We start from the raw sequence: 19,737 nt of genomic DNA on the forward strand, positions 1-19,737 counted from the left end.
CGACATCGTGGTAGTCGACGGAGGCGGTATGCAGCTGTACCTGACCGCGCTCAACCCCACCGACGCGCTCCTGGACGGGTTACTCCCGGCGGCGGCGTCGCTCGGGCTGTCGGCGACCGTGCTGACCGACCGGCCCGCCGAATGGCCGGCCGACGTGCGGGTGGCGCGCTGCGCCGTCCGCGACCCGGCCGCCGTGGTGGCGGCGGCGGCCCCCGCCCGGCCCCTGGCGCTACTGTCCAACAGCGACCATCTCCAGGAGGCCACCGCGATCGCCGCCCGAAAGCTCGGCCTGCCCGGCAAGGACCCGGACGCCGCCCGTCTCTGCAAGGACAAGGCCGCGGCGCGCCGGGCGATCGCCGCTGCGGGCCTCGATCTGGTACGCACCGTCACCGTCGACCCCGGCGCCACGCCGCACGTGCCGACCCTGATGTTCCCGGCGGTGGTCAAACCCCGCGAGGGAGTTGCCAGTGAGGACGCCTACCTGGTGACCGACCACGCCGAGCTGGTCGCCCGGGTCGCCGAGATCCGTGGCCGACGGCCGGACGTGGCACTGGTCGTCGAGGAGTACCTCGCCGGTGAGCTGCGGACCTTCGAGACCCTCGGTGACGGCACCGAGCTGGCCTCCCTCGGCGGATGGCGCACCGGCCTCGGCCCGCCGCCGACCTTCACCGAGGAGAGCCTCGCCTGGTCGCCCCCGGCGGAGCAGGCACGCACCCAGTTGCGGGAGCGGCTGGACGCCCTCGGGGTCGGCTTCGGCGCCTGCCACACCGAGTACGTCGTCTCCGACGGCCGGGTCCGGCTCATCGAGGTGAACTACCGTCTCATCGGCGACCGGATGGACCTGATCCTCGCCGACCTGCTCGGTGTGCCGTTGTTCGAGTACGTCATCCGGCTGCACCTCGGCGAACCGCTGGCCGCCCTCGGCCTGCCCCACACCGTCGACCGCTACGCCCGGGTCGAGTACGTCTGCGCGGACCGGTCCGGCCGTCTCGTCGCCGCACCGGGGCCCCTCGACACCGTCGACGGCGACGTCCGGCTGGCCTGCCGTCCGCTGCGCGAGGTGGGCCGCACCGCCGAGCACACCGGCACGAACCGCGACTACCTCGCCGTGCTGCACGGAGTCGGCCCCGACGAGGCCACCGTCCGGCAGTCGCTGACCGCCCTCCGCGACAGCCTTCAGTGGACCATCGTCGAGTGAGCGACGAGTGTGAGCGGGAGGTCCTCGCCCGGGTGCTCGACGCCCTGCTGCGCGAGGATCACCTCGGCCTGCGCAGTGCCGGCCGAGCGGACGGCCCCGGCTGGTGGCAGGTGCCGCACCCCGACGGCCTGCTGCGCATTCCGGTCCGGGCGGACGGGTTCCTGCAGGCCCTGCGCAGCGCCGCGCCGATGGTGCTGCTGGTGACCCACACCGGGGAGACGCAGCGCGCGGAGACGCTGGACGGACTGTTGACGCTGCTCGCCCCGTACGACAACGCCGAGGCCGAGGCCGGCTGGCGGGACTTCGGCGTCGAGTGCCGCGCCGACCTGCGGGCCCGACGCCTCGCCGCCCGCAACCGGGCACGGGTGCTAACCGAGGTGGCCGCCGAACGCGCGCACACCCCGACCGGCCTGCCGGCGGCACTCCTGGACGACGTGCTCGCGGCCCACCACGGCCACCCCGTCTACCCCACCGACCGGTGCCGGCACGGTCTTCGCGACGACGAACTGCTCCGGTACGCCCCGGAGCACGCCCCACGGTTCGCGCTGCGCTGGTACGCCGCCCCGGCCGACGACGTCCGACTCGCTGGCGAGCTGCCAGCGTGGTGGCCGAGCGCGCCGCGACCGGATCAGCTGCTGCTGCCAGCGCATCCGATCACTGTGGCCCGCGACGCGCTCCCGGTGGTCGACCTGCCGGTGACACCGGTGCGACCCACCCTCTCCATGCGGACGGTGGCGCTCGACCACGACCCGTACCTGCATCTCAAACTGCCGCTGCCGACCGCGAGTCTCGGCGCGCGTAACCGACGCACGCTGCAACCGGGCTCGCTCGCCGACGGCGCTGCCGTCGCCGGGCTGCTCGACCGGATCGCCACCGCCGAACCCCGCTTCGCCGGCCGGATCCGGCACGCCGACGAGAGCACCTGGGCGCACGTCGACGGCGACGAGCGCCGCGGTTTCCTGCTGCGCCGATTTTCGCGCGACCTGGGCGGCGTCCAGGTGGTGCCGGTCGCGGCCCTCGCCGCCGCCGACCCGGTGGCGGGCACGGTCCTCGAACGGATCAGCCCGCAGCGGCCCGTCGCGCTGCTGGAGTCCTACCTGGACCTGCTGCTCGACTGGCACGTCTTCCTCTGGCTGCGCCACGGGATCGCGCTGGAGGCGCACCCGCAGAACATCCACCTGCTGGTCCACCCGGACGGCGCTGTCGGCCTGCTCTACAAGGACAACGACGGCGCCCGGCTCGACCCACGACACGACGGCGTGGACGGGCTCGCCCTGCACGACGACCGGATGTGGGCGCGCGACCCGCACGAGTTGGCCGACGTGTTCATCACCATCACCCTGCACCTGGCCGCCGCCGCGCCAGTGATCGCCCTGGCCGCCCGAGGACTGCCCGTACCGACGCCCGCCGAGGCGCTGGTGCCCCGGCTCGCCGCCGCCCGCGACCGGTGGGGCGACGGACCGGCGGTGCGGACCTTCACCGAGCAGGTCCTGCACGCCGCCCAGTTGCCCATCAAGGCGATGCTCACCGCCGGCACCCTGCTGCCCAAACAGCGGCTCGGCTGCGCCGACATCAACAAGTACTACCTGCGTACCGGCCCGAACTACCTCCGGGAGACACGATGACGAGCGCCCAGCTGCGCTCCCGGCCGGCCACCGACACCGGTCAGCGCGCCGACCTGGCCGCCGCCCACGCCCTCTTCGGGTGCCTGCTGCGCGAGCTCGCCCCGCCGGACGGCACCCCGAGCGTTGTCGACGGCGCGGTACGGCTGCTACTGCGGCACCTCGACGTCACAGTGCGCTGTGCTGTCGCGCGAACCTCGCCGCTCGGCGCGCACCGCTACAGCGGCCCGGTCCAACGCAACACGGGCAGCGGACGGTGGGAAGACCTGGACGCGGACGGGTTGGCCGCCCTGGTCACGGCGGAACTCACCACCCGTACCGGCCTGGTCAACGACGAGTTCGCCGAGCAGGTCAGGGCCAGCCGGGACACCGTGGCCCGGCTGCTGGCCGACCGACCGGCCGAGGATCCGACCCCCACCGGTGAGCCCGCCATCGACGCGTACATCGAATCCGAGCAGTCGCTTGTCTTCGGCCACCCGCACCACCCCACCCCGAAATGGCGCAGCGGCGACCCGGACAGTTGGCGGGCGTACGCGCCGGAGCTGCGCACCGCGTTCCGGCTGCACTGGCTGGCCGTACCGGACGACCTGACCGCCGACGCCGGGCCGTTCGATCCGCTGGTGGCCACGCTCGACCCGCCACGCCCCCCGCGCGGGTACCGCGTCCTACCGGTGCACCCCTGGCAGCTGTCGCTGATCCCGCCCACCCATCCACGGCTGCGTGACCTGGGGGCGGCCGGTGTGCCGGTACGACCCACGGCGAGCGTCCGTACCCTCTACGCCCCCGAGGCCGACCTGTTCGTGAAGACCAGCCTGCACGTGCGGATCACCAACTGTCTGCGCAAGAACGCCCGCTACGAGCTCACCGGGGCGGTGGCGCTGACCGACCTGCTGGCCCGGGTGCCGCTGCCGGACGGGGTGGGGCTGCTCGCCGAGCCCGCCTACCGCACTGTCGACGTCCCAGGCCCGGACGAGGCGTACGGGACGATCCTGCGCGGCGGTCTGCGTCCGCACCTGCGTCCCGGCGACACCCCGGTGCTGGCGGCGGCTCTGGCCGCGACGCCGCTGGTGACGTCGGATCCGGTGGCCTGGTGGCGCGCGTACGTCGGCCTGCTGGTGCCGGCGGTGCTGCGCAGCTGGCTCAGCCACGGCGTCGTGCACGAGGCGCACCTGCAGAACGTGGTCGTCGTGCTGGACCGGGATCACCATCCGGTACGGATGCTGCTGCGCGACCTGGAGGGGGTGAAGCTGGACGCCGACCGGTGGGATACCTGGCCGGACGGCGTCCCGGCGCAGGTCCGCTACGGTCCCCGGGCCGCCCACCGCCGGATCGTCTACTGCCTGTTCGTCAACCACCTCGGGGGGATCAGCGGGGCCCTCGCCGACGCGCGGCCGGGAATCGAACGGCGGCTGTGGCAGGAGGTGCGCGCCGTCGTCGAGGCGGTGGCCGCCGACCTCGGTGAGCCGGCGGAGCTGCGCGCGCTGCTGACCGGGGAACCGCTGCTGGCCAAGGCGAACCTGCTGGTCCGGTGGCGGCGAGACGCCGACCGGGCCGCGCCGTTCGTGCCGGTGCCGAACCCGATGGGTGGGCCACGATGACCCGACCGGTCTACGTCCACGACCTCGACGCGCTGGCCGGGCAGGCCCGTGCCATCCGGGCGGCGCTGCCTCGGCCGGTCGAGCTGCTCTACGCGGTCAAGGCCAATCCGGATGCCGGCGTGCTGCGCACCCTCGCGCCGATCGTCGACGGGTTCGAGGCCGCCAGCCGGGGCGAGCTGCGCAGGCTGGCCGAGGTGCTGCCCGGACGGGCGCCCGCCGCGTACGCCGGACCGGGCAAGACCGACGCGGACCTCGCCGCCGCTCTCGCCGCCGGGGTGCGCCGCATCCACGTCGAGTCCCCCACCGAGCTGGCGCGACTCGGCGCGCTGGCCACCGCGGCGGGCCGGTCGGCCCAGGTGCTGCTGCGGGTGAACCTGCCTGTCGACGCGCCGGGCGCGAGCCTGGTCATGGGCGGTGGACCCAGCCCGTTCGGCATGGACCCGGCCGACGTGGTGGCGTGCGCCCGCCGCCCGCCCGCCGGCATCGACGTACGCGGAATCCACGCCCATCTGGCCAGCGGACTGGACGCACCGCTCGCCGCGACGGTCGCCGCGGCCGTGGTCGACTGGGCGGCGGCCGAGGTCGACGCCTCCGAGGTCGACGTCGGCGGCGGCATGACAGTCGACTACACCGACCCGGACGCGCGGTTCGACTGGGCGGGCTACGGCCAGGCCCTGGCGGACGTCCTCGACAGGCACCCGGGCGTGCGGCTGCGCATCGAGCCGGGCCGGTCGGTCACCGCCTACTGCGGGGCGTACCTCACCGAGGTCGTCGACGTGAAGCGTTCCTACGGCGAGTGGTTCGTGGTGGTGGCCGGTGGGACGCACCACCTACGGACTCCGGCGGCGAAGGGGCACGCGCAGCCGTTCACCGTGCACCAACGGCCTAGTGCCGGCGGCCCCCGCACCGACGGCGGGCCGGTCACAGTGGTCGGGCAACTCTGCACACCGAAGGACGTGCTGTCCTTCTCGGCCACCGCGGGGCCGATCGGCGTGGGCGACGTGCTGGCCTTCACCATGGCCGGGGCGTACGCCTGGAACATCAGCCACCGTGACTTCCTGCTGCACGAGCCTCCGCTTTTTCGCACCGGTGACCTGCACGAAGTGGCTGTCGAGTGGGCGGCCCGGCCGCTCGGGACGTGAGCCCGGGAGGCCCGATCGGCTCGGTGTGTTATCGATAACATGCTATCTTTCACCCGGGAGTGAAGGGCACGCTCCCGGTCACCCGAGCCAGCGGCGAAGACGCGCCGAGGGGCCCGTCCCCTCCCGCCGCCTTCCCGGTCGGTGACCAGTCCGGGCCCCCGTCGATGCCAGGCGACCACGGTTGGTCGCCGAACGGCAAGGAGCCCCAGCAATGCTGAGACGTAGGTTCTTCCTCCCATCCATCGCGGCCGCGGCGCTTGTTCTCGCGGCCACCACCGGCGGCGTGTTGAGCGGCGGCTTCGGTGCGACGGCGGTGGCCGCCACCAACGGCACCCTCGCGGCGACCGCCGGCTGCGGCAAGGCCCCCACGCTCGCCAGCGGGACGCGGACGATTCAGAGCAGCGGACAGAGTCGTACGTACAACCTGCGGATCCCGGACGGTTACGACCGGAACCGCCCCTACCGGCTGATCTTCGGCTTCCACTGGTTGAACGGCTCGGCCAACAACGTCACCTCGGCCGGTTACTACGGGCTCCAGCCGCTGTCGAACAACAGCGCGATCTTCGTCGCCCCGCAGGGTCTCAACGCCGGCTGGGCCAACACCAACGGTCGGGACCTGACCCTCTTCGACGACATCTCCCGGCAGATCGAGAACGATCTCTGCGTGGACACCACTCAGCGCTTCGCCCTGGGCTGGAGCTACGGCGGAGCGATGAGTTACGCGGTGGCTTGCGCCCGGCCCACGATCATCCGCGCGGTCACCGTCCTGTCCGGCGCGAACCTCAGCGGGTGCAATGGGGGCACGCAGCCGGTCGCCTACTTCGGCATCCACGGCATCTACGACAGCGTGCTGAACATCTCCCAGGGTCGGCAACTGCGCGACACGTTCGTACGAAACAACGGCTGCACCGCGCAGAGCCCACGGGAGCCGAGCCGAGGCAGCCTCACCCACATCACCACGACGTACGCGGGTTGCCGGGCCGGCTACCCGGTGCAGTGGGCGGCGTTCGACGGGGACCACACCCCGAGCCCGGTGGACGGTTCGGGCAGCCCCAACGACTCGCGGACCTGGACCTCGGGGGAAATCTGGAGGTTCTTCAGCCAGTTCGCGTCGACCACGCCGCCGACGACCGACCCGCCGACTGACCCGCCCACCGATCCGCCGACCAGCCCGCCGCCGACCGGGGGGCCCGGCACCTGCGCTGCCACCTACCGGACGACCAACACCTGGCCCGGCGGCTTCCAGGTCGAGGTGACAGTGGCCAACACCTCCACCGCGCCCTTGAACGGCTGGACGGTGGGCCTGACTCTGGCCAGTGGTCAGGCCATCAGCAGTCTGTGGAGTGGCGTCAACACGGGCACCACCGGCAGCGTCACGGTCAGAAACGCCGCCTACAACGGCACAGTTGGCCCGAACGCATCGACCACCTTCGGGTTCACCGCCACGGGCAACGGTGCCACCGCGCCCAGCAGCGTCACCTGCACCAGCCCCTGAGTTCGGCAGAGGGAGGGCCCGGAGCCGACCGGCTCCGGGCCCCACGGCTGAGCCGACGGGCCTTTGCGGACAGTTCACGGTCGGGAAGGGCCCTTCGCTGACGGACCGTGCGCGCGTCGTACCGTTGCGGACATGAACCCGGCCGTCAGGCGAATCGCGATCGATGCCCTCATCGCGGTCGTCGTCGCGGCCGTGGTGGCGGTGGCGATCCGGGTCGCCGACGAGCCCGGCGCCCGGCCGCCGGATGCGCGCGCCTACGCGATCGGCGCGGTGATCGGGCTGCTGCTGGTCTTCCGACGCCGCTGGCCGCTACTGGTGCTGGTCGGCTCGGTCACCGCGCTGATGATCTACTACGTCCTCGAGTACCCGGGCATCCCGCCCGCCCTCCCGCTGGCCGCCGCCCTCTTCTCCGTCGCGGCCGCCGGCCGGTTCACCTGGGCGCTCGTCGTCGCCGGGTTCTTCGTCGTCCTTGAGCTGATCATGCGGTACACGCTGCTCGGCGAGGGTTTCTTCCCCGCTCTCTCGGCCACCCTCGAAGAGGGCTCGCTACTCGCGGCAGTGGTGCTGCTCGCCGAGACGATCCGCACCCGCCGGGTCCGGCTGGCCGAGGCACAGCAACGTCTCGCTGTGATGCGCCAGGAGCGTCAACACGAGGTCGCCCAGGAGCGGCTCCGCATCGCCCGCGAGGTCCACGACGTACTCGGTCACACGATCGCCGCGATCAGTGTGCAGGCGAGCCTCGCCGACGACATCTTCGACAGCAGGCCGGCCGAGGCGCGGGCGGCGCTACGGAACATCCGGGGCGCGGCCCGCGACGCCATGCACGAGGTGCGCTCGGCCATCGGCATGCTCCGCGACCCCGGGGAGGTGCCCGATCTGGCGCGGGTCTTCGCTGTCGCCGAACAGGCCGGCGTGAAGGTGCGGTCGGGAATCGCGGGCACCCCGCGCCCGATCCCGCCGGAGGTGGCGCTCTCGGTCTACCGGATCGTGCAGGAGTCGATCACGAACACCGTCAAGCACGCCGGAGCAACGACCGTCGACGTCACGATCGCCTACGCGGGCGACGCCGTCACAGTGGAGATCGTCGACGACGGGGTCGGGTCCGGGGCTGGCCGGCGGGGGCACGGGGTGGCCGGCATGCGGGAACGGGCCACGGCCGCCGGCGGATCCCTTGAGGCCGGGCCCCGGCCGGAGGGTGGGGGGTTCCGGGTGGCCGCGCGGCTGCCGGTCGAGGTGGGGGAGACAGCGTGACGATCCGGATGGTGCTGGCGGACGACCAGACACTCGTGCGGGCCGGCTTCCGGGGCCTGCTCGACCACAGCGACGACCTGGAGGTGGTCGGTGAGGCGTCCAACGGTGCCCAGGCTGTCGAGATGGTCGCCGCGACCCGGCCGGACATCGTGCTGATGGACGTACGAATGCCGGTGCTCGACGGCGTGCGTGCCACGGCCGCGATCGTCGAACGGTTCCCGGCCGTGCGGGTCATCGTCCTGACCACCTTCGAGCTCGACGAGTACGTCTTCGAGGCGCTGCGGGCCGGCGCGAGTGGCTTCCTGCTCAAGGACATCGAGCCCGACGAGCTGCGCCAGGCGGTGCGGGTGGTGGCCGGCGGCGACATGTTGATCTCGCCGCGGGTGACGAGCCGGCTGGTGGGCGCGTTCGTCAGCCAGGTCGCACCGACGCCCGTCGACGGCGGCCGGCTGGCGGTGTTGACCGACCGCGAGCGCGAGGTGATGAGCCTGGTGGCCATCGGGCTGACGAACGAGGAGATCGGACGCCGGCTGTCGATGAGCCCGGCCACGGCCCGTACCCACGTCCACCGAGCCATGGTCAAGCTCAGCGTCCGTGACCGCGCGCAACTCGTCGTCCTCGCCTACCAGACGGGGCTCGTCGCGCCCGGCAGTTGACTACGGCCCCTGTTTCCCGGGTGGTGCGGGCTACGGCGATTCCCGTACGCACCGGCCGTTCCTCAGCGGATGCCACGCGGTACGCAGCCTTCGTACGTTGGCGTCATGTTCGAGGTCGGAGAGAACGCCGACGGGATCCTGGCCGGGGTCCTGTTCCTGATCTGGCTGTCCGCGGCGATCCTCGCCACGCGGCTGGCCTGGCGGCCGACACCCGAGGCGCTACGGAAGAGCGCCCGTCGGTTGCTGCGTCTGCTCGTCGCCGCGCTGGTGGTGCTGGTCGTCAAGTGCGTCGCGATCGGGCTGATGCTCGCCGTCGACTGGATCTTTGCCGACAACCGCGTGATCGTGCAGATGCCGCTCCTGCTACTGCCGATGTTGGCCGTCGCCCTCTGGACCGTGCCGGGCCTGCGCGCCCTGGCCAACCGCGACGACGCACCGGTCGACGCCGGGACGCGCTCCGCCGCCGCCGACCCGCGATTCGTCGTGCCGGTCCAGGTGACGGCCGTGGCGACAGTTGTCGGCGTCTACGTCGCGTACGTGTCCCGTCCGGTCCCGTCCTACCTCGACGACATCGTGACCCACTCCGCGCCGATCCTGCTGTCGGCGGTGGTGCTGTGGTTCTGGCAGGGGAGTCGCCTGCGGGTCGTCACCGCCACCGACTTCGCGCGCCGGGGCCGGCGGGCCCGCGGTCTGCGCGCCACCGCGCAGGCCGCCGTCGTGGTGCTGGTCGTCGCCGCCGGCATCACCTACGTGGCGCAGAGCAGCAGGCTGCCCGACCGGATGAGCATGATGTCGCACGACAACGTCGACTACGGCGGAGGCCCGTCGTTCGGTCACGGCGGTCATGGCGGGGTCTCCGTCGACGACCTGCGTGGGCCGCGGACCGCCAAGCCCGACAGGGCCTTCACGCTGACCGCGAAGAAGGCGACGGTACGGCTCTCGTCGGGCGCGGAGATCGAGGCGCTGACGTACAACGGACAGTCGCCCGGGCCGGAGCTGCGGGTCCGCGAGGGAGACCTCGTCGAGGTGACGCTGCACAACGAGATTCCCGACGAGAACGTGACCATCCACTGGCACGGTCTCGACGTCCCCAACGGTGAGGACGGCGTGGCCGGCGCGACGCAGAACGCGGTGGAGCCGGGCGGCAGCTTCACCTACCGGTTCCTCGCCGAGCAGGTCGGCACCTTCTGGTACCACACCCACCAGAACCCACTGGAGGCGATCAGGCGGGGCCTGTTCGGCGCGCTGATCGTCGAGCCGCGCGACGGCCCACCACCCGGCGAGCGGGACTTCGTCGTGCAGGCCCACGAGTGGCGTACGCCGACCGACACCATCGTCTCGTTCGGCACGAGTGACACCCTGCAACGCCAGGAGGTCGACCCGGGCACTCCGGTGCGGCTGCGTCTGGTCAACACCGACAACAACCCGTCCACCGACAGCCGTCCGCGGTCCCTGACGGTCAACGGCACACAGGTACGGGTGGCGGCGATCGACGGGGTCGACGTCAACGGCCCGACCCCGCTGACCGACCCGCGGTTCGGGCTGGCGACCGGTGGACGCTACGACGTGACGTTCACGATGCCGGCGGGCCCGGTGCGGCTGACGGACCTCGCCAACCGCGACGCCGGGCTGGTCCTCGCGCCACCGGGCGACACGTCGACGCCGAGGATCGTCGACGACGGGGACCGGTTCGATCCGCTGTCGTACGGCTCCGGCGGCTCCCGGCCCTTCGACGCCGGCTCGTCGTACGACCGCTCGTTCACCCAGCTCCTCGACGACCGGCTGTCCTTCTACAACGGGGGCCTCCACCTGGTGCCGATCATCAACGGGCACAGCTTCCCCGACACACCGACGCTCATGGTCCGGACGGACGACGTGGTCAAGGTGCGGATCGTCAACCGCAGTCACCAGAACCACCCGATGCATCTGCACGGCCATCACGCGTTGGTCCTGTCCCGCAACGGGGTCGCCGCGACCGGGTCACCGTGGTGGATCGACAGCCTCGACGTGATCCCCGGCGAGATCTACGAAATCGGCTTCACGGCGGACAACCCGGGTCTCTGGATGGACCACTGCCACAACCTCGACCACGCGGCCAACGGCATGGTGATGCACCTCGCCTACGAGGGCGTGACATCCCCCTACGAGCTGGGTCGCGGCACTCCCAACCAGCCGGAGTAAACAGACCTGTCGAGTCTTCCCCACCGAGCAAGTGCGCGGTTGAACCGGACTCCATCGGTTCTCGACACTGGTGGGGGAGGTGCGGACATGACTGGTGACTTCAGCGATTTCAAGGTGGCGGATCTGTCGCTGGCAGCCTTCGGGCGTAAGGAGATTGAGCTGGCCGAGCACGAGATGCCGGGTCTGATGTCGATCCGGAGGGAGTTCGCCTCGCGGCAGCCGTTGAAGGGCGCCCGGATCACGGGCTCGCTGCACATGACAATCCAGACGGCCGTGTTGATCGAGACGTTGGTGGCGCTCGGCGCGCAGGTCCGGTGGGCGTCCTGCAACATCTTCTCCACCCAGGACCACGCGGCGGCGGCGATCGTGGTCGGCCCGACCGGCACCCCGGACGCCCCGGCGGGTGTCCCGGTCTACGCCTGGAAGGGCGAATCCCTCGACGAGTACTGGTGGTGCACCCAGCAGGCGCTGCTCTGGCCGGACGGCCAGGGCCCGAACATGATCCTCGACGACGGTGGTGACGCCACGCTGCTGGTGCACAAGGGCGCCGAGTTCGAGGCGATCGGCGCGGTCCCGTCCCCGGAGAGCGCGGACTCCGAGGAGTACGAGGTCATCCTCGGTGTGTTGACGCGGTCGTTGCGCGAGGACAACCGCCGCTGGACGCGGCTCGCGGCCGGGATCAGGGGGGTGACCGAGGAGACCACCACGGGCGTGCACCGGCTGTACGAGATGCAGCAGGCAGGGAGCCTGCTCTTCCCGGCGATCAACGTGAACGACTCGGTGACCAAGAGCAAGTTCGACAACAAGTACGGCTGCCGGCACTCACTGATCGACGGGATCAACCGGGCCACCGATGTGCTGATCGGCGGGAAGGTCGCCGTGGTGTTCGGTTACGGCGACGTCGGCAAGGGCTGCGCCGAGAGTCTGCGTGGTCAGGGTGCGCGGGTCATCGTGACCGAGGTGGATCCGATCTGCGCCCTCCAGGCGGCGATGGACGGCTACCAGGTCGCAACCATGGACGACGTGGTCGAGACCGCTGACATCTTCGTGACCGCGACGGGCTGCTTCAGCGTGATCACCAACGAGCACATGGCGCGGATGAAGCACCAGGCGATCGTGGGAAACATCGGCCACTTCGACAACGAGATCGACATGGCAGGTCTCGCGAAACGCGACGATGTCGAGCGGATCACCGTGAAGCCGCAGGTGGATGAGTGGCGGTTCGCCGACGGCCACTCGATCATCGTGCTGTCCGAGGGCCGGCTGTTGAACCTGGGCAACGCCACCGGGCATCCGAGCTTCGTGATGTCGAACAGCTTCGCCAACCAGACCATCGCGCAGATCGAGCTGTTCACCAGGACCGACCAGTACCCGATCGGTGTCCACACCCTCCCCAAACACCTGGACGAGAAGGTGGCCCGACTCCACCTCTCCGCGCTGGGTGTCCGCCTCACCGAACTGACGAAGGAACAAGCCAGCTACCTCGGCGTCCCGGTCGAAGGGCCCTACAAGCCCGACCACTACCGCTACTGAGAGGGCCCCTCCGCATGATCGCCGTGTCCGGCTCGATCGCGACCGACCATCTGATGCGCTTTCCGGGGCGGTTCGCCGAGCAACTCGTCGCCGGCAGCCTCGACACCGTCTCGCTCTCGTTCCTCGTCGATGACCTGGTCGTCCGGCGCGGCGGGGTCGCCGCCAACATCGCCTTCGGGCTCGCCCAACTCGGGCACCGGCCGGTGCTGCTCGGCGCGGTCGGCGGTGACTTCGGCGACTACCGCAGCTGGCTGGAGCGGCACGGGGTCGACTGCTCGGAGGTGCAGGTCAGCTCCATCGCCCACACTGCCCGGTTCATCTGCACCACCGACACCGATCTCTGCCAGATCGCCTCGTTCTATCCCGGCGCGATGGGCGAGCCCGACCGGATCAGCCTCGACGGCGTCGCCGAGCGCGCCGGAGGGCTCGGGCTCGTCATCGTCGCCGCGGAGAACCCGGACACGATGCTCGCCCGCGCCGCGGCCTGCCGTCGGTTGGGTCTGCCCTTCGCCGCCGACCCGTCACAGCAGTTGGCCCGGATGCCGTCGGCCGACATCGAGGCGATGATCGACGGCGCGAGCTACCTGTTGACGAACGAGTACGAGGCGGCGCTGCTGGAGTCGAAGACCGGGCTCAGCGAAGACGACATCCTGCGCCGCGTGGGCGTGCGGGTCGTGACCATGGGCGCCAACGGGGTACGGATCACCGGGCGGGACGGCGACGTCCTGGTGCCGGCGGCCCGGGTGGGCGACATCGTCGACCCGACAGGCGTCGGCGACGGCTTCCGGGCCGGCTTCTTCGCCGCGCTCGCCGCGGACCTGCCGATCGAGCGGGCGGCGCAGGTCGGCTGTGTTCTGGCGGCGCACGTGTTGGAGGTCGAGGGTCCACAGGAATACACGATCGACGCGGACGCTTTCGAGCGCCGCCTCGTCGAGTCCTACGGCCCCGACGTGGCGGTGGATGTGCGCGCGCTCGGGCTGGCCCGGGTCTGACCGGGCCAGCGGGCCGAGCCGAAAGGCACCCGGGGGTGATCGGATAGCCTGCACGGGTGCGTACACCGCTTCCGGCCGCGGGTTCAACTCGCCGCGGGCTGATCGCCGCGGCGACGCTGGCACTGCTCGTTTCGGGGGCGTGCGCCGACGCCCAGCCGACATCCGAGCAGCAGCGAGGGCCCGATCCCGAGGTGCTGATCGATGAGCTGACCGCCGGCCTATCCCGGGACAACCCCTACCGAGACCCGGACACGGAGGAGCGGGCGACGGCCCGGCGGGCAGCGCGGTCGCTGGTCACCGAGCCGAATGCCGCCAACGACCTGGATCAGGTCTTCGGCGACCTCGGCTTCCGGGCCCATCATGGGACGGACCCGGTCACCGACCGGCCGTTCGCGCTCTACCTCGCCGATGGGTCGGACGATCGTTCCTGGGGCGCCGTGCTGGTGGACCGGGGCACCGCCCCGCGCACGGTGATCGAGGTGCCGCACCCCGGCTTCGACATCAACACGGAGAAGCTGGGCCTGGCCGTCCACCGGAAGACGCCGGGAAGCGTACTGCTCGTCGCCGGGGCACACCGGCAGGCCGCCGACAGCGACGCGGACGTCGCCCACAACGACCGCTCGCTGTTCCACACCCTGGCGACCGAGTTCGCCAGGAACGACCTCGACCAGATCCAACTGCACGGCTTCGCCGACCGGAACCTGCCCACGTCCGACGCGGTGGTGTCGACGGGGTCGGCTCCGGTGACCCCGGTGGCCCGCCGGATCGCGGACGGCCTCTCCGGGGCCGGGCTGAACGCCTGTCGGGCGTGGGTGCGGAAGTGCGGCCAGCTTGAGGGTAAGACCAACCAGCAGGGCCGGGCCGCGGCGGAGCTGGAAGCGGTCTTCGTCCACCTGGAGCTGAGCTGGTCGGTCCGGCGGGACGCCGAGGCCCGCGGCCGTGTCGCGGACGTGCTCGCGGCGCAGCTCGCCGTGGCCTGACCCGTTGCAGGGTCGCCGTCGAGGTCAGATCCGGCGGGCCGTCCGCCAACGCAGGGCCCAGTAGCCGGTGCCGTCCAGGATGGACTCGCCACCCAGGTCACCCATGGTCGGGCCGTTCGCGGTGGTACGGCTCGAGATGAACCTGTGGTGTCCCCGGTCGTCCACGCCGAGGTACATGCCGGAGTGCTCGATGTTCGCGCCCTGCACCGGCCCGGCGTTGAAGAACAGAAGATCGCCGGGGAGCAGCCGATCCAGCTCCCGGGCCCGCTTGCCGGTGTTCGGCATCAGCAGGGCCCCTGGTCCCACCGAGGCCATCGCGGTCGCCCGCCGGGGTAGGCCGGGGCCAGCGTTGTTCGTGCCGAGGAGCGGGTAGCCCATCCGGTAGCCGTAGACCATGCGCAGGAAGCCCGAGCAGTCCAGGCTGCGGATGTGCGACGCCGTCGGCTTCTCCTTCTTGTCGGGGAACTCCCACGACACACCGAGGTAGTCGTAGAAGTCGGAGTTCTCGGCGCGACCGTCCGGGTCGATGTCCGACAGAGGCCCGAAGGCGGCGTCCCCGGAGTACTGCCGGCCTTTCGCGTCCTTCTTCGGCACGGCGACGTAGGTGTACTCCCGGGCCACCGCCAGAACGTCGGGCGAGCGGTCGGTACGGGCCTTACGGAACCAGTCGGTGAACCACTTCTCCTTCTCGGCACCCGCCCGCCACTCCCGTGGTGCCAGTCGTACCCAGAGCTCGGCGGGGACCTTGGCCTTGGTGAACCGCGACTCGGCGAACGTCCGCTTCGGGCCGCTGATGTGCACCGTGCGGGCACCGTCGGTCATGATCGCGACGGTCTTGCCCTTGGCGTCGACCATCTGCGTCCGGTTCGGCGCGGTCAACCGTCGGTAGCTGTAGCCGGAGCCGCTGGTCACGGCGGCCTGAGCGGCCTGCGCGCCGAGGCTCAGCTCGATCGGATCCGCCGCGCTGTGCCGGGCGATGACGTAGGCGAAGGTGCTGCCGCCGCTCAGCAGAGCGAAGGCGGCGACGGTCATCAGCATGGCGCGGCTGCGGGAGTAAGTCCGGTAGTTCATGCCTGTTCCTCGTCGGTGTGGGGCCTCAGGTGACCGGCACGAAGCCGGCCACGACGCCGCTGAACGCCACCCCGTAGGTGATGACGGTGACCATGACGGTGGCCAGCACTGTCGCCTTCGGCGGCTGGCGTACGAGCTGGTAGGCGATCAGCCCCGGTGCCACGAAGCCCAGGGTCTGGTGTGCGAAGAGCAGCGGCAGGTCCCGTTGGACAATCACGAACAGAGTCATCTGGAGGAGGACGCTGAGCAGGACGATCGCGGCGAAGAGGCGCTTGCCGTAGAGGATCACCATGCGCTGCATCAGCCGGGTGAGGGCGTAGGTGACGACGGTCATGACCACGATCACCGCAGCCTGGAGCGGGTCCTCGATCAGCGCGAGCGCGATCCAGCCCGGCGTGATCATCCCGCCTGGCGAGAGGTTCGTGGTCAGATAGCAGAGCAGCGCGAAGACCAGGCCGATGCCAAGGCACGCGGTGGCCAGCTGGGCGCTTAGTTCTCCTCCGAATGTCACCGGTAGGTCCTTCCCAGGAACACGGTCTCGCCGTCCACGGCGGAAGCGCGCGCGGTCGGCGGACGGAGCATCGATTCGGCACGACTGCGGTCCTGCGGTTCCCAGCTCGGCAGGGCGGCCAGCTCGTGCAGCAGCACCTCACCCTGCCCGTGGATGTTCCCGACGGCGACGATCGAGGCATCCTCCGCCGTCACCGCCATGACCTCGCTGATCAGCCGTTCCGAGGGGAGCTTGCCGCCCAGGTCGACCACCCGGCTCTGCAACTCGGCGGGAACGTTGACCTTGGCGCTGCGGGTCATCTCGCCGATCAGCACGATGCACTGCGGCTGTACCCGGCCGGCGAGCGTACCCATCTGCCCGTTCCGTTCCACCCGGTCCGGTCGACAGTTGATGACCATGGTCAACGGCTTGCTGATGAGCCGTTGCTTCTCCAGTTGCTCGATGTTCATGTACGTCGACTCCGGGTCGTTGGCGGCGAAGATGTTGGCGAAGCGGACGCGCTTGTCGCCGTACAGAACCCGGGCCACGGAGAGCACTCCCGGGTCGGGTGGGGCCGACCACATGCCGGTGAGCGCGCTGTGCCTGTCGACGCCGAGCTGTTCGGCAACGGCGAGTGCGATGGCCACGTTCTCCTTGAAGGTGATCCAGCCAAAGCCGGACATCTCCTGGTCGGTCACCGACTCGGGGTCGACCGCGATCAGTCGGCAGTTCCGTTTGGCTGCCTCCTTCTCCAGGATCGCCAGTCGGTCCTTCTCCGCGGTGATGCAGATGCCGCCCTCGGGCATCGACCGGCTCAGCGACCGGGCCACGTCGTCGAGGGTCGGCCCCATCTCGGCGAGGTGATCCTCGCGGACGTTGCAGAGCACCCCGATGGTGGACCTGATGAGCTTGATCTGGTTGATCTCCTGCAACGCCGGCATGACCGCCATGCACTCGATGACGAGCGAATCCGGGTGGTAGACGGCGGCCCGCCGGACGATGCCGATCTGCTCGACCACGTTGGCGATCCCGAACTTGCGGTGCACCGGCTCCTCGCTGGCATCCGGGAAGATGAACCGCGCGGCGGTGCCGGTGGTCTTGGCCACCACCACCTTGCCGCCGCCGCGCAACGCGCCCGCGCAGAGTCGTGTGATCGAACTCTTGCCACGGATCCCGTTGACGAGCACCCGGTGCGGGATGGTGTCGAGGTTGCGGTTGTGGTTCCGCTGCTCGATCACGCCGGCCACCAGGAGGGCGAGGCAGCAGAGGCTGTAGACGGTGTAGAGGTAGAACATGCTCAGCCTTTCGTCGCCCGGTTGCGAGTCCCCGCCGCGTGCCGGACGCGGGCGAGGACGCTGGTCCGGTCGGCTCCCGCGCCGCGTAGCCGCAGCGCACCACCGAATCGGGCGGACCCGGTGTGTCGGACCTGGCGACAGATCTCCAGGCACATCGCGATCGCACCGATGTCGTCGTGGCGCTGCGGCGGGACGGGCAGATCCACGGTCCCGTCGGCCATCCGCTCGGCGAAGGAGCTCAACCTCCGCAACGGCCGGACGAAGATGTAGAGCTGCCACAGGTGGGTGAGAAGGGCGATGCCCACCACGGCCCCGGCCACAAGCAGGGTCCACCGCCGCTCCACCATCGTGGGCAGGCGCAACGCGGCGACGTCCTGCTCCAGCACGACCGCCCACTCAAGGTGGGCGACTGTCGTCGGCACGGTCAGACCGGAGGCGGCGACCATCGCCGGGGTACCGTCCTCGGTGGTCGACCGGCCAACAGTGCTGCCCGGCAGCACCTCGACGGCGACGCTTCGGGCCAACGCGCCCTGTAGCGGCTGGAACGCTTGGAAGCCCTCCGAGTCCAGGATCGTCCGCAGCTCGGCGTCGACGACCCGGACTCGGCCATCCACCCGACGGACCAGCCCGAGCAGGCGGTCCGGGTCGAACTCACCGACCACAGCGAAGCCGTCGGCGCGCTGGTTGAAGGCGTACACGAGCGGCAACCGCTCGGCTGTGTCGTCGAGATGGATGCCGACCTCGCCTGGCAGTGGCGCGACGGTCCGCAGCGGTTTCCGGCCCGCGCCGGCCACCATTTTTCCGTCGTGGTCGACCAGGTACAAGGCCCGCAGCCGCTGCTCGGCGGCGAGTTCCCGGTCGAGGGTCCGGTCCGCCTGCCCGAGGTCCTTCGAGGTGATCCCCTGCGAGACCCGGGAGACGGTGGTCAGGCCGTCATCCAGCAGGTGCCCGAGGGCGTTGCTGGCCTCCTCTGCCCGGCTCTCCGCATCCCGCACCAACTGCACGGGAATCGTCGGATCGGTAGCCTGCAACGCGACCACCGTGGCCGCCGCCGGCCAGAGCATGGCGACCACCACGGCGACGGTCAGGCCCTGGAGGACGGTTGGCCGCCACCGCTGGTCCGGCGGGTACTGGTCGCCGGAGGCCAGGGCCAACGCCCGCGTGATCCGGTGCGCCTCGCGGATGCGCATCGGCGGACGGCGCCGGGTCATCACGCCGCAGGCGTCGGCCTTGGCCTGGTTCAGCAGCGCCCGGACCGGCCGGACCAGCGACATGCGCATGAGTACGAAGCTGAGCAGTGTCACGAGCAGCAGGCTGAGCCCGAGCAGCACCCCCTTGGTGCCCGAGGTCCCCGCGCTCACGTCCGCCGCGAGCAGGGAGACGACCACGAGCCCTGTCTCACCCACCGGCGCGGACGACACCACGAGCCTGCGGTCCGTCCACTCCTTGACCACCACCTCGCGGCTCTGGGGCGAGTCGGACCCGGCCAGGCCGGCGAAGACCGTCGGCAGGTGCACGGCGTCGACCGCACTGGCCCCCTGCATCAGGCTGCTCTTGCCGTCGGGTCCGATCATGTGGACGCCATGTCCCGCGTCGGGGTTGAGTCGCAGGTTCCGCATGGTGACCTGCTGGAGTGCGAGTACTGCCCGGGTGTCGTCCAGCGCTACGGCATAGACCAGCACCGGGCCATCAGCCGTGGTGGCGGCGATCGTCCTGTCGACTTCCAGCACCGGCGGCAGGAGGTCGAGCGGTAGCGCCGCGCCCTTGGCGGCGAGAGGTCGCCGGGAGGCGGTTTCCACGATCACCGCGCCGGTGAAGCCGGCACCCTCCCCGACAAGGCGGGTCAGCAGATCGGCGTCGCTCGTGGTGCCCCGGTCCTGCACGGTCCGGCTGAGGTTGGTCGCCCGGCTGCGGGCCTCGGTCTGCATGCTCGACGCCAGTTTGGACACGACGTCACGCTGGGAGTCGACGACGGCTGGGAGCACCCCGCGCTCGGCGCTGACCGCGAACCCGAGGATCGCCATGGCGACCACGAACATCGTGGTCCAGAGATAGACGAGTGAGGGTGCGCTCGTGCCGGCGGGAAAGGACGCGGCCGGCAACTGCTGGTCTAGCGCCCGTCGCCTCCAGGCCAGCAACTGTTCATGATCGTCTGCGGGCCCAGCCGTCGACTGCCATGGCGCGTACTGCGCCGACCTGCCTGACACGAAACGACAACCTTCCCCGTGGAGCT

15 protein-coding genes are annotated in these 19,737 nt (G+C 70.9%); 11 read left to right on the forward strand and 4 right to left on the reverse strand.

Going from position 1 to position 19,737, the window contains the following annotated elements; genetic code table 11:
* The first annotated feature begins 28 nt into the window (after window positions 1-28).
* The 11 genes from ACLQ3F_RS17200 (at window position 29) to ACLQ3F_RS17250 (ending at window position 14,648) form a co-directional block, all read left to right on the forward strand.
* A complete protein-coding gene (locus tag ACLQ3F_RS17200; protein WP_425850035.1) occupies window positions 29-1,198 on the forward strand; it encodes an ATP-grasp domain-containing protein in 1,170 nt (389 codons plus the stop codon).
* Window positions 1,195-2,823, forward strand: coding sequence for an IucA/IucC family protein (locus ACLQ3F_RS17205; RefSeq protein ID WP_425850037.1), 1,629 nt, complete (start codon window positions 1,195-1,197; stop codon window positions 2,821-2,823). The genes ACLQ3F_RS17200 and ACLQ3F_RS17205 overlap by 4 nt, the downstream gene beginning before the upstream one ends.
* Entirely contained in the window at window positions 2,820-4,418 is a 1,599-nt protein-coding gene (locus ACLQ3F_RS17210) for an IucA/IucC family protein (RefSeq protein ID WP_425850040.1), read from the forward strand. The genes ACLQ3F_RS17205 and ACLQ3F_RS17210 overlap by 4 nt, the downstream gene beginning before the upstream one ends.
* Window positions 4,415-5,560, forward strand: a complete 1,146-nt coding sequence (locus ACLQ3F_RS17215; protein WP_425850042.1) for an alanine racemase — start codon at window positions 4,415-4,417, stop codon at window positions 5,558-5,560. The genes ACLQ3F_RS17210 and ACLQ3F_RS17215 overlap by 4 nt, the downstream gene beginning before the upstream one ends.
* Window positions 5,561-5,771: 211 nt before the next feature.
* Window positions 5,772-7,055 carry a cellulose binding domain-containing protein gene (locus tag ACLQ3F_RS17220; protein WP_425850044.1) on the forward strand — a complete coding sequence of 428 codons (1,284 nt, stop codon included), beginning with the start codon at window positions 5,772-5,774 and terminating at the stop codon, window positions 7,053-7,055.
* A gap of 132 nt (window positions 7,056-7,187) precedes the next feature.
* Entirely contained in the window at window positions 7,188-8,306 is a 1,119-nt protein-coding gene (locus ACLQ3F_RS17225; protein ID WP_425850045.1) for a sensor histidine kinase, read from the forward strand.
* Window positions 8,303-8,962: a response regulator gene (locus tag ACLQ3F_RS17230; RefSeq protein WP_425850047.1), complete on the forward strand. Its 660-nt coding sequence runs from the start codon at window positions 8,303-8,305 to the stop codon at window positions 8,960-8,962. Before ACLQ3F_RS17225 ends, ACLQ3F_RS17230 begins: the two co-directional genes overlap by 4 nt.
* 105 nt (window positions 8,963-9,067) lie before the next feature.
* The gene (locus ACLQ3F_RS17235) at window positions 9,068-11,143 is read left to right on the forward strand and encodes a multicopper oxidase family protein (RefSeq protein ID WP_425850049.1); all 2,076 of its coding nucleotides are present in this window, start codon (window positions 9,068-9,070) and stop codon (window positions 11,141-11,143) included.
* Window positions 11,144-11,230: 87 nt separating this feature from the next.
* On the forward strand, window positions 11,231-12,676 hold the full coding sequence (gene ahcY, locus ACLQ3F_RS17240; RefSeq protein ID WP_425850051.1) for an adenosylhomocysteinase: 1,446 nt from the start codon (window positions 11,231-11,233) through the stop codon (window positions 12,674-12,676).
* Between the two features lie 14 nt (window positions 12,677-12,690).
* Window positions 12,691-13,668 carry a carbohydrate kinase family protein gene (locus ACLQ3F_RS17245; protein ID WP_425850053.1) on the forward strand — a complete coding sequence of 326 codons (978 nt, stop codon included), beginning with the start codon at window positions 12,691-12,693 and terminating at the stop codon, window positions 13,666-13,668.
* Window positions 13,669-13,724: 56 nt separating this feature from the next.
* The gene (locus ACLQ3F_RS17250; RefSeq protein ID WP_425850056.1) at window positions 13,725-14,648 is read left to right on the forward strand and encodes a hypothetical protein; all 924 of its coding nucleotides are present in this window, start codon (window positions 13,725-13,727) and stop codon (window positions 14,646-14,648) included.
* 24 nt (window positions 14,649-14,672) lie between these two features.
* Here ACLQ3F_RS17250 and ACLQ3F_RS17255 read toward each other — a convergent pair whose 3' ends face one another.
* From ACLQ3F_RS17255 to ACLQ3F_RS17270, 4 genes are read right to left on the reverse strand one after another with little or no spacing between them, the layout of a single operon-like run.
* On the reverse strand, window positions 14,673-15,719 hold the full coding sequence (locus ACLQ3F_RS17255) for an NlpC/P60 family protein (RefSeq protein ID WP_357205544.1): 1,047 nt from the start codon (window positions 15,717-15,719) through the stop codon (window positions 14,673-14,675).
* Window positions 15,720-15,744: 25 nt separating this feature from the next.
* Window positions 15,745-16,230 (reverse strand): poly-gamma-glutamate biosynthesis protein PgsC/CapC, encoded by a 486-nt coding sequence (locus ACLQ3F_RS17260; RefSeq protein ID WP_355005071.1) that lies wholly within the window; start codon window positions 16,228-16,230, stop codon window positions 15,745-15,747.
* On the reverse strand, window positions 16,227-17,504 hold the full coding sequence (gene pgsB, locus ACLQ3F_RS17265) for a poly-gamma-glutamate synthase PgsB (RefSeq protein ID WP_425850059.1): 1,278 nt from the start codon (window positions 17,502-17,504) through the stop codon (window positions 16,227-16,229). The genes ACLQ3F_RS17260 and pgsB overlap by 4 nt, the downstream gene beginning before the upstream one ends.
* Window positions 17,505-17,506: 2 nt before the next feature.
* Window positions 17,507-19,642: a HAMP domain-containing protein gene (locus tag ACLQ3F_RS17270; RefSeq protein ID WP_425850062.1), complete on the reverse strand. Its 2,136-nt coding sequence runs from the start codon at window positions 19,640-19,642 to the stop codon at window positions 17,507-17,509.
* Between the last annotated feature and the right edge of the window lie 95 nt (window positions 19,643-19,737).

It is taken from the genome of Micromonospora sp. DT15, assembly GCF_049841475.1.
Lineage (GTDB): Bacteria > Actinomycetota > Actinomycetes > Mycobacteriales > Micromonosporaceae > Micromonospora.

Coding starts and splice junctions, on each gene's coding strand:
- ACLQ3F_RS17220 (WP_425850044.1), top strand. CDS start 5,772: ATGCTGAGACGTAGGTTCTTCCTCCCATCCATCGCGGCCGCGGCGCTT.
- ACLQ3F_RS17245 (WP_425850053.1), top strand. CDS start 12,691: ATGATCGCCGTGTCCGGCTCGATCGCGACCGACCATCTGATGCGCTTT.
- ACLQ3F_RS17235 (WP_425850049.1), top strand. CDS start 9,068: ATGTTCGAGGTCGGAGAGAACGCCGACGGGATCCTGGCCGGGGTCCTG.
- ACLQ3F_RS17255 (WP_357205544.1), bottom strand. CDS start 15,719: ATGAACTACCGGACTTACTCCCGCAGCCGCGCCATGCTGATGACCGTC.
- ACLQ3F_RS17215 (WP_425850042.1), top strand. CDS start 4,415: ATGACCCGACCGGTCTACGTCCACGACCTCGACGCGCTGGCCGGGCAG.
- ACLQ3F_RS17200 (WP_425850035.1), top strand. CDS start 29: ATGCAGCTGTACCTGACCGCGCTCAACCCCACCGACGCGCTCCTGGAC.
- ACLQ3F_RS17225 (WP_425850045.1), top strand. CDS start 7,188: ATGAACCCGGCCGTCAGGCGAATCGCGATCGATGCCCTCATCGCGGTC.
- ACLQ3F_RS17210 (WP_425850040.1), top strand. CDS start 2,820: ATGACGAGCGCCCAGCTGCGCTCCCGGCCGGCCACCGACACCGGTCAG.
- pgsB (WP_425850059.1), bottom strand. CDS start 17,504: ATGTTCTACCTCTACACCGTCTACAGCCTCTGCTGCCTCGCCCTCCTG.
- ahcY (WP_425850051.1), top strand. CDS start 11,231: ATGACTGGTGACTTCAGCGATTTCAAGGTGGCGGATCTGTCGCTGGCA.